8 protein-coding genes are annotated in these 9,579 nt (G+C 30.0%); 5 read left to right on the top strand and 3 right to left on the bottom strand.

Going from position 1 to position 9,579, the window contains the following annotated elements:
• Positions 1-292: 292 nt before the first annotated feature.
• The gene (locus tag ACH2BC_RS02525; protein ID WP_395052416.1) at positions 293-2,485 is read right to left on the bottom strand and encodes a LamG-like jellyroll fold domain-containing protein; all 2,193 of its coding nucleotides are present in this window, start codon (positions 2,483-2,485) and stop codon (positions 293-295) included.
• A 231-nt stretch (positions 2,486-2,716) separates the two neighbouring features.
• Between ACH2BC_RS02525 and ACH2BC_RS02520 the strand changes: the two genes are divergently transcribed.
• Complete coding sequence (locus ACH2BC_RS02520) at positions 2,717-3,463, top strand: LytR/AlgR family response regulator transcription factor (protein WP_395052415.1); 747 nt, start codon at positions 2,717-2,719, stop codon at positions 3,461-3,463.
• Between the two features lie 3 nt (positions 3,464-3,466).
• The gene (locus tag ACH2BC_RS02515; RefSeq protein WP_395052414.1) at positions 3,467-5,314 is read left to right on the top strand and encodes a tetratricopeptide repeat protein; all 1,848 of its coding nucleotides are present in this window, start codon (positions 3,467-3,469) and stop codon (positions 5,312-5,314) included.
• Here the strand turns inward: ACH2BC_RS02515 and ACH2BC_RS02510 are convergent.
• Complete coding sequence (locus ACH2BC_RS02510) at positions 5,311-5,712, bottom strand: excinuclease ABC subunit B (protein ID WP_395052413.1); 402 nt, start codon at positions 5,710-5,712, stop codon at positions 5,311-5,313. The genes ACH2BC_RS02515 and ACH2BC_RS02510 overlap by 4 nt on opposite strands.
• A gap of 60 nt (positions 5,713-5,772) precedes the next feature.
• Here ACH2BC_RS02510 and ACH2BC_RS02505 point away from each other — a divergent pair, with 60 nt between their 5' ends.
• The 3 genes from ACH2BC_RS02505 to ACH2BC_RS02495 all read left to right on the top strand — a co-directional run bounded on the left by ACH2BC_RS02505 (position 5,773) and on the right by ACH2BC_RS02495 (position 8,071).
• Positions 5,773-6,573: an alpha/beta hydrolase gene (locus ACH2BC_RS02505; protein WP_395052412.1), complete on the top strand. Its 801-nt coding sequence runs from the start codon at positions 5,773-5,775 to the stop codon at positions 6,571-6,573.
• A 78-nt stretch (positions 6,574-6,651) separates the two neighbouring features.
• Positions 6,652-7,122, top strand: coding sequence for a DUF1456 family protein (locus tag ACH2BC_RS02500; RefSeq protein ID WP_395052411.1), 471 nt, complete (start codon positions 6,652-6,654; stop codon positions 7,120-7,122).
• 292 nt (positions 7,123-7,414) lie between these two features.
• Entirely contained in the window at positions 7,415-8,071 is a 657-nt protein-coding gene (locus ACH2BC_RS02495) for an NAD(P)H-binding protein (RefSeq protein ID WP_395052410.1), read from the top strand.
• A gap of 73 nt (positions 8,072-8,144) precedes the next feature.
• Here ACH2BC_RS02495 and sucC read toward each other — a convergent pair whose 3' ends face one another.
• Positions 8,145-9,338: an ADP-forming succinate--CoA ligase subunit beta gene (sucC, locus tag ACH2BC_RS02490; protein ID WP_395052409.1), complete on the bottom strand. Its 1,194-nt coding sequence runs from the start codon at positions 9,336-9,338 to the stop codon at positions 8,145-8,147.
• Between the last annotated feature and the right edge of the window lie 241 nt (positions 9,339-9,579).

The raw sequence follows: 9,579 nt of genomic DNA, 5'->3' as shown, positions 1-9,579 counted from the left end.
TTCCAATCATTTTGTTGCGTTTTTCGCTACGCGAAAAATGCAACAAGATGGATTTCCATTGCTGTCAGGGCTAAAAATTTATTTCTTTTGTAAAATATAAATTCTTATTCAACAACTCTTTTAAAACTTCAATCGAAATAAATAGAAAATCGCAACCTATTGCTAGATTGCGAATTTTCATTAAAAAAACCTACTACTTATTTTTGGAATATATATATTCCTAGACTTATCAAACTTGAATATAAAATTATCAAAGTAAATTCAAGTTTATATTTATTAAATAAATTCATAACTATTTAATCATTAACTTTTTGGTAGCAATAGTACCAACATTATTTTGAACTCGTACCATATACAATCCAGAAGCTAAACTAGATACATTTATTACTTTTAAATTACTTGTTAGTACTTTTTGACCTTGTAAAGAATAAAATTCTACCGACTGAAATTCACTTTCTAAATCAATATTTAAAATATCAGTTGCAGGATTAGGATATAAGCTGAATTTTAAATTATTAGAATTGAAATCCTCATTTGAAAGTATAGCGCCATTCAAACTTGCAATTTGAGCTGTTGTTAAAGCACTGTTGTAAATTTGTAAATCGTCCATAAAGCCATTAAAATAATTTTGAGTACCACCTAAAACACTTCCTAACCAAAAATTAGTTCCAGTTGTATTTAATGTTCTTGGAGTACTGCTAAGAAATACACCGTCTTTATATACTTTAGCATCTGTTCCATCATAAACAAACGTTATGGTATACCAAGTTCCTGGATTTATTGTATTTGAAAAAGTATAATCGCCTGAACCCCAAAAATAATTTCTACCTTGTGTAGCATTAATTTGAGACCATCCATAAGCCTGATTAGCTGTTGGTGTTCCCCAAGCAAAAATATTATTTTGAAAAGAAAATGTTTCACTTACTTCAATATTCAATCGTATAGAAACTGTTCTTGCAGAAGCACCTTGCGGTAAATTTGGTAAGCTTGCGCTAAAATTTGGTGTTTGATTTCCGCTCATACTAGAAGCCAAAGCACTATTCCCAATTACAAAAGAATAAGTACCAGAATTTGCTTCATAATTAAGAGCTGGACCACCATTTTCTTCATTTAAATTACCTGAAAATTTATAGTGATATACAGGCGTTGGCTGTGCAGGTGTCGCTAATGTTGTAAATTGATTTACTGCAGAAGCAGTTTGTCCATTGGCATTAATAGCCCTTACATAATAGTAATAAATAGTATTAGGCGTTAAACTACTCAAGTTTATTGTATGATTTGTAGCACTATTTGATGTAACAACTGGACCAGATGCTGAACTCGTTAATGCAGATGCCGATGTGCCATAAAAAATATTTGTTGGTGATGCAATTCCATTTGTATTTACATCAAAATTAATTGTAGCAGCAGTATTTGTAATATTGCTTGCATTTACAGAAGTAATTACTGGCACTGCTGTTGAACCTGTTGTTGTAAAAGTTAGCGATGAATTTAAAAAAGATGTTCCTTCACTATTAAATGCCCAAACATTATAATCATAGGTTGTATTAGGTGTTAAACCAGTTAGCGATACAGATAGAAGAGTTGGTGTAGTTCCAGAAGCATTTCCACCAGTTTGCGTTTGTAATGTTCCACCTGGACTAGTACCATATCTAATCTCTGTAGTTGTTGCTGCATTATTAGCATTTACGGTATAATTGATAGTTGCTGTGGTATTGCCGATGTTCGTAGCCGAAACATTAGTAATTGTTGGCATTGCTGGTGTCGTTCCAGTAGTATTAGTAGAGTACAACGAAGCTATTTGTGTTCCTGTTAATGCCGTGTTATAAATTTTCAAATCATCTAATTGAAGTGCAACACCTGTGGCACTATTACCATTATTAACAAATCGATTTAGTGTTAAATCTGAAGGTCCAAATGTGTTTAATGTTCTTGGATAATTACCCACATCAACACCATTATAATAAATAGTTAGTGTTGTGCCGTTATGTGTCATGGCAATATGTACCCAACCATTATTTGTTGCTTGAATTTGTGAATTATTTTGTGGCACATTATAATCATTTCCTGCACCCCAAGTGTAGAATGTATTTTGAACACCGTTTCTCCAAAATCCAAATGCTTGATTAACACTACTCGTTCCCCAACCAACCGGCATATAAGTTCTATCATCAGTATCATTAATAAATTTTACCCAAAAAGATAACGTTCTAGCACTATTGACAACAGGAAGACTCGGTGCATTTGCACTTACACCATTGTAAGCAAACGTTAAATTATTAGGAATGTTTATTGCTTCATTGGTTTGACCTAATCTATTGTTTACATAGGTTGCGATTCCTGCGCCAGTATTTGTAAATCCGTTAAAAGTTCCTGTTCCTGAACTGTTTGTGTTTCCATCAAAATCAAATTGATAAATCGGTGTTTGTGCATTGGCTATACCAATTACAAAAAAAAGTACTAAGAAGTGTAATAGTTTTTTCATTATTTAAGTTTTAAATTATGGTGCAAAAGTATTTTAATGTATCTCATTGTTGAGCAACAACTTCACTAACAGTTGTTTTGAGTTCATAAACTGATGTCGAGATTTTTCTATTAATGAAGCGTTAAATTTTATAATTTACCACGAAAAGTTGTTTTGACTTCATAAACGGTAATTATTCGTAGTTTAAGTTCTACATTATTTTACTATTTTTGAAATTAGAAAATAGAAACTATGAAAGCCATAATTGTTGACGATGAAGCACATGCAAGATCGTTATTGCTTAACACTATAAAAGAACATTGCAAAGGTGTAGAAGTTATTGCAGAAGCTGAAAATGTTAAAGAAGCCGTAAAACTTATCAACAAGAATGATATTGAATTGGTTTTTCTAGATATTGAAATGCCCAATGAAAACGGATTTGCCTTGTTTGAATACTTTGACAACCCAAAATTTGTTACTATTTTTTGTACCGCTTATTCAGAATATGCCATTCAAGCTTTTGAAGTTTCGGCGGTAGATTATTTGTTAAAACCTGTTTCTATAAGTAAACTACAAGATGCGATAGAAAAAGCTATAAAATTACAAGGACAAAATCAAATCTTGAACAACGTCAATGCCTTGCGCGAAAACATTACTGTAAATCAATTGCAAAAAATTGCTTTACCACTTTCTGACGGATTGGTTTTTATTAAAATTGACGATATTCTTTACTTTGAAGCCGATGGTTCTTATACTCATGTTAATACAAACAAAGAAAAATATTTAGTAAGTAAAAAAATTAAAGAGTTTCATGAGTTGTTATCCAACGATTCTCGCTTTTTTAGAGTGCATCGTTCCTATTTGGTAAATATTCAACAAATAAAAAAATACAGCAAACGAGATGGTGCTACTTTAGTTTTTGAAAACAATAAAGTAATTCCTGTTGCACGAGAAAAGAAAAATGAGTTTGATAATTATATTGGAAATATTAGTGTTTAGGTTATGAAATTAAAAGTAATCGTTTTTTTATTTGGTTTAATAAATTGTTTTGGGCAAAACGATAAATCATTATCAAAAATTGAAAATTACAAGAAAAATGATTCTACCAAAGTCGAATTAATTGTAGATTATTGTGTTGCCAACACTTTTTCTAACTCATATAAAAATTTAGAGCTTGCCAATCAAGCACTTTTAATTTCCAAAAAAATTAAATATACAATAGGAGAAATTAGAGCATTAAATTGTATCGGAAATTACTATTATCAACAAGCCACTTATGACAAAGCAGTAGAATTTTACAATAAAGCAATGTCAATATCTGAAAAGACTAGAGATATAAATAATCAAATCATTGGAAAGAGTAATTTGGCAAGTTTATATACTAGAATTCATCAAGAAAAAAAAGCGTTAATTATATTTAAACAAGCGGATAGTCTACTAATTTCAACTGGTCAGGAAGAATCTCAAAATAGAGCTGCAATTTTAACCAATATCGGAATGGCTTTTTCATCTTTAAAAGAGCACGAAAAAGCGATTGAATATCATAAAAAAACATTGAAAATTTGTGAAAACAAAAACATTAGTTTTGGTATAGCACTTTCTAAAAGTAATATTGGAGAAGAATATATTAGATTAAAAAAATATGATATTTCACTTCCGTATTTAATGGATGCAATGGAAATTTCTGAAAAAGAGGGTTTTGAAAATTTTTTAAGTCAAATTTATAAAAATATTGCAGAAATAAATTTACAAATTAAAAATCGAAATAAAGCTATTTACTATCTCGAAAAAGCAGTATTCATAGCCAAAAAGATTGATGACAAAAATTCACTTTTATCAGCTACACAGATTTTACAGCATACTTTTTTTGAAATTAAAGATTATAAAAATGCGTATTTTAAGAGTATTGAACATTTTCAAATTAATGAAAATATCAACGGATTAGAAAAACAAAAAATTATTTCAGATGTAAATACAAAATACGAAACCGAAAAAAAAGAAGCCCAAATAAAAGCATTATCCCAACAAAAGAAAATTGCCGATTTAGAATCACAACGTCAAAAAACCATTGCAATAATACTTGCCATTGCCATTATTTCAATTTTAATAACATCGTATGTTTTATTTAATCGTTTTAAAATCAAAAAACAAAACGAACTTTTAAAATCGCAACTTGTTGAAGCAGAGAAAACCATTGAAGCCGAGAAAAAAGCAACAGAAAGTGAACTAAAAGCGCTGAAAAGCCAAATGAATCCCCATTTTATTTTTAATGCATTGAGTAGTATTCAAGACCAATTTATGTTTGGCGACAAGATAATTGCCAACGAACAAATGGGTAATTTTACGTATTTAACACGTCAAATATTAAACGTTTCAGGCAAAAAGCAAATTCTACTTTCAACAGAAATTGATATTCTCACTAAATACCTTGAACTCGAAAAAATGCGTTTCAAAACTGATTTTGAATATAAAATTACAAACAGTGAAACAATAGATGAAGATTACCACGAAATTCCGCCAATGCTCATTCAGCCTTTTATAGAAAACAGCATTAAACACGGTTTGCTACACAAAAGCGGACTTAAAAAAGTAAGCATCAATTTTGAATTAGACGCTAACGAAGAATACATCATTTGTACCATAATTGACAACGGAATTGGGCGACAAAAATCAGCCGAAATCAAAGCTAAAAATCAAAATAATCATCAATCATTCTCTACTAATTCTATAGAAGAACGACTAGAATTATGGAATGAAAAAAATACTAATTCTATTGTATATGAAGATATTAAAGATAATAATTATGAAGTAATAGGAACTAAAGTAGTTTTAAAAATAAGCATTCATTAATTCAATTGCTCTTGAAAAACTTCTAATAAAAAATCTGGCGAAACCATTCTTGTTGGCGATTTAGCCATAGCTTTCAAAACTCTATTTATGGCAAACGGATTCAATCCCATATTTACACCTATTTCGTGAATAGCAATGTTTTCTCTTTCGTGTAAAACGCCATCGCAATGCATTAATAAAGCTAATCTATAAAATTGCTGAATGCGTTCAAATTCACTTTTAATACATTCTGTCTTAATTTCTTGATGAAATAATTGGTCAAAAGTATCTTTGTCAACACCAAGCTGAACAGCAATCATAGATAAAAATAAATATTCTTTCTCGTGCAATTTTCCATCTACTTGAGCAAATGAAATCATATCTGAAAGCAAACTCAATTTTTGTATTTTTGTAGGCATAAACAAAGTATATTTTTAGCTAAAATAGTATTTATTTGTAAAACTTTAAAATTTATTCTTTTGAAAAATTTAATATCCATATTTATTCTGCTCGTTTTTACTTTTTCGTTTGGGCAACAAAGTACAGCTTCCAAACAAGTTTCTACTTTTTCTATTGAAGCACCACAACTTAACACAACTAAGAAAATTTGGATTTATCTACCTAAAAACTATGAAAATTCAACTAAGAAATTTCCTGTAATTTATATGCACGATGCTCAAAATTTATTTGATATAACAACATCTTATGTAGGCGAATGGAATATTGATGAAACATTAGACAGTTTGAACGCTCAAGTAATAGTTATAGGTATAGAGAATGGTGGCGAAAAAAGAATGGAAGAATTAACGCCGTTTAAAAACGAAAAATATGGTGGTGGAAATGCAGATAATTATTTAGATTTTACAGTAAATACATTAAAACCATTTGTAGACAAAACGTACAGAACAAAATCTGATGTAAAAAATACTTGTATTTTTGGTAGTTCGCTTGGTGGATTAATTTCTTATTATGCGTTACTCAAATATCCAAAAATATTTGGAAAAGCTGGAGTTTTTTCACCATCATTTTGGTTCAACAGAAAAGAAATTTTTGACTTAACTGATAAAACTAAAAAACTAAAAAGTAAAATCTATTTTCTATGTGGCGATAATGAAGGCGATGATGATGTAATTAAAGATTTAGAAAGTATTGAATATAAAGTAAACACTATTAGATGTGAATGTAAAAATTTAAATAAAAAAGTAATAGTAAAAGGTGGTCAACACAACGAAAAATTATGGCGCGAAGGATTTAAAAAGGCGTACCTTTGGCTTTTCTAAAAAGATGGAAGTTGGAAGCTTGCAGATGGAAGATTTTAAAAATAAACAGAGAACAATTAAAAACAAACAATTTCTAGTATGAATAACAATGATATTTTTAAAAAACTACGTGTTGCATTACAATTGCGTGACGACCAAATAATTGAGATTTTAGAATTAGTAGATTTTAGAATTTCAAAAGGCGAAATTGGAAACATTTTTAGAGCCGAAGATCATTCTGATTTTATGCTTTGTGGCGACCAAATTCTTAGAAATTTCCTTAACGGATTAATTATTCACTTACGTGGAACAAAAGAAAATCCTAAAAACCCAACAGAAGTTTTGAAACAAAATAAAGCAGCAATAACTCCAAAGAAAGAATTTGTGAAAAAAGAATTTGTAAAAAAAGAATATTCTGCCGAGTTTAATGAATCTCGTGGCGAACAAACTCCAAAAGCTATTGCAAAGAAAAAACCAGTTGCTAAAGCAAAATTTCAAGAAAAAAGACAACCAAAAAAAATTGAAATTGTAGAGAAAGTAAAATTCAATAACGGAAAAGCTAAAAAATAATTGAATGCTAAGTTAAAAATTCTGAATAAGATTCTTGCAGTATTTTTAATTGCCACTAACCTATTCTATTTTATTCCTTTAAATATCACTAATGTTTTTTCTGGATTTGGTACTATGGGTTTTGGGCTCATTGTGTTTCCATTCATATTAATAATTAATTTATTTACAATACCAGCATTCTTAACCTTTAAAGAAAAAAATAATTTTGTGGAGTTATTGGTAATTAATAGTATTGGAGTATTTATAATTTTATTTTTAATTTTTGAATTCAAAATTTTTTAAAACACATTTTATGAAAACAGCTTTATTAATTGGTAGCACAGGATTAATTGGTAAAGAACTACTAAGTAATTTACTCCAATCATCTCATTATGATAAAGTAATTATTTTTGTGAGAAAAAAATCGGAAATAATTCATCCAAAATTAGAACAAGTTTTAGTAAATTTTGATAAAATAGAAGAAGTAAAACACCAAATAAAAGGAGACGATTTTTTCTGTACAATTGGAACTACAATAAAAACTGCAGGAAGCAAAGACGCGTTTAGAAAAGTAGATTTTGAATATCCAAAACAGTTTTCACAATTTGCACAAGAAAATAAAGCTTCACAATTCTTAGTAATTTCATCACTTGGTGCTGATAAAAATTCTACTAATTTTTATTTAAAAACTAAAGGCGAGTTACAATATTTTTTAAAATCATCTGGCTTTAAATCGGTTTCAATTCTGCAACCATCATTACTATTAGGAAACAGAACCGAATTTAGATTAGTCGAAAAAATGGGTTCAGTTTTTAGTAAACTCTTTCCATTTGTATTTATTGGAAGTTTAAAAAAATACAAACCTATTGAAGCAAAAACTGTAGCTAATGCAATGATTAAAATTGCTTTACAGAATAATTCTGGTTTTAGAATTTATCAATCCGACGAATTGGAAGAAATATCTAAATAAAAAAAATCCCAATTCACATTGAGATTTTCTATATTCATTCTGAATTTATTTTAGAATCTAATTTTCTATCTTACTAAGAAAGAGCAGCTTGAACTTGATCTGCAGCTTCTTGAAATTGAACAGCAGATAAAATTGGCATACCAGAATTATCAATTAATTCCTTAGCAATTTCAGCATTTGTACCTTGTAATCTCACAATAATTGGAACTTTAATTGCATCACCCATATTTTTATAGGCATCAACAACTCCTTGCGCTACTCTATCGCAACGAACAATTCCACCAAAAATATTAATCAAAATAGCTTTTACATTGGCATCTTTCAAGATAATTCTAAAAGCCAATTCTACACGTTTTGCATCTGCAGTTCCACCAACGTCCAAGAAATTTGCTGGTTCAAAACCTGCATATTTAATTAAATCCATTGTTGCCATTGCAAGTCCAGCACCATTTACCATACAACCAACAGTTCCGTCAAGATCAACGTAATTTAAACCTGCGGCTTTTGCTTCAACTTCAATTGGATTTTCCTCTCTAACATCTCTATATTCTGCCAAAACTGGATGACGATACAACGCATTATCATCAAGATTTACTTTAGCATCAACAGCAATAATTTTATTATCAGATGTTTTTAAAACCGGATTAATTTCAAACATCGATGCATCAGAACCAACATAAGCTTTATACAAAGCGTCAATAAACTGAACCATTTCTTTAAAAGCGTTTCCAGAAAGTCCTAAATTAAAAGCAATTCTTCTAGCTTGAAAACCTTGTAATCCAACATTTGGATCAATCTCTTCATTGTGAATTAAATGTGGCGTATGCTCTGCAACTTCTTCAATATCCATTCCACCTTCAGTAGAATAAACAATCATATTTCTGCCAGTTGCTCTGTTTAATAAAACCGACATGTAAAATTCGCTAGTTTCACTTTCACCTGGATAATAAACATCCTCAGCAACCAAAACTTTATGAACTTTTTTACCTTCGGCGCTAGTTTGAGGCGTAATTAATTGCATACCAATAATTTGCTCAGCCAATTCCTCAACTTGTTGCAAGTTTTTAGCCAGTTTTACTCCACCACCTTTACCTCTTCCACCAGCATGAACTTGTGCTTTAATAACGTGCCAACCAGTTCCAGTTTCTGCAGTCAATTGTTTGGCAACAGCAACCGCTTCTTGCGGATTATTTGCTACATAACCACGTTGTACTTTTACACCATAACTGGCTAATATTTCTTTTCCTTGGTATTCGTGTATGTCCATATTGAAGTTTTTGTCTTTTTAATCCCGAAGTTTCGGAGCACAAAAATAACTAAATTTCATCAATTATAAAAACAAAATATTTTTATTTAGTATTTATGCTGATGGATATCAGTACTTGTGCTGATGAATATCAGTACTTGTGCTGATGAATATCAGTAGCGAATGTATTGGGCATTCTCAACTAGTCATTTTCCAGCCATACATTTCAATCTTTAGTTGCGTTTTTCGCTAAGCGAAAAAC

The sequence above is a fragment of the Flavobacterium sp. genome, from assembly GCF_043760115.1.
In the GTDB taxonomy this organism is placed as follows: domain Bacteria; phylum Bacteroidota; class Bacteroidia; order Flavobacteriales; family Flavobacteriaceae; genus Flavobacterium.
The sequence above is the reverse complement of the archived record's forward strand: the minus strand, read 5'-3'. Positions and strand labels throughout refer to the sequence as shown.

Coding starts and splice junctions, on each gene's coding strand:
- ACH2BC_RS02525 (WP_395052416.1), bottom strand. CDS start 2,485: ATGAAAAAACTATTACACTTCTTAGTACTTTTTTTTGTAATTGGTATA.
- ACH2BC_RS02520 (WP_395052415.1), top strand. CDS start 2,717: ATGAAAGCCATAATTGTTGACGATGAAGCACATGCAAGATCGTTATTG.
- ACH2BC_RS02515 (WP_395052414.1), top strand. CDS start 3,467: ATGAAATTAAAAGTAATCGTTTTTTTATTTGGTTTAATAAATTGTTTT.
- ACH2BC_RS02510 (WP_395052413.1), bottom strand. CDS start 5,712: ATGCCTACAAAAATACAAAAATTGAGTTTGCTTTCAGATATGATTTCA.
- ACH2BC_RS02500 (WP_395052411.1), top strand. CDS start 6,652: ATGAATAACAATGATATTTTTAAAAAACTACGTGTTGCATTACAATTG.
- ACH2BC_RS02495 (WP_395052410.1), top strand. CDS start 7,415: ATGAAAACAGCTTTATTAATTGGTAGCACAGGATTAATTGGTAAAGAA.
- sucC (WP_395052409.1), bottom strand. CDS start 9,338: ATGGACATACACGAATACCAAGGAAAAGAAATATTAGCCAGTTATGGT.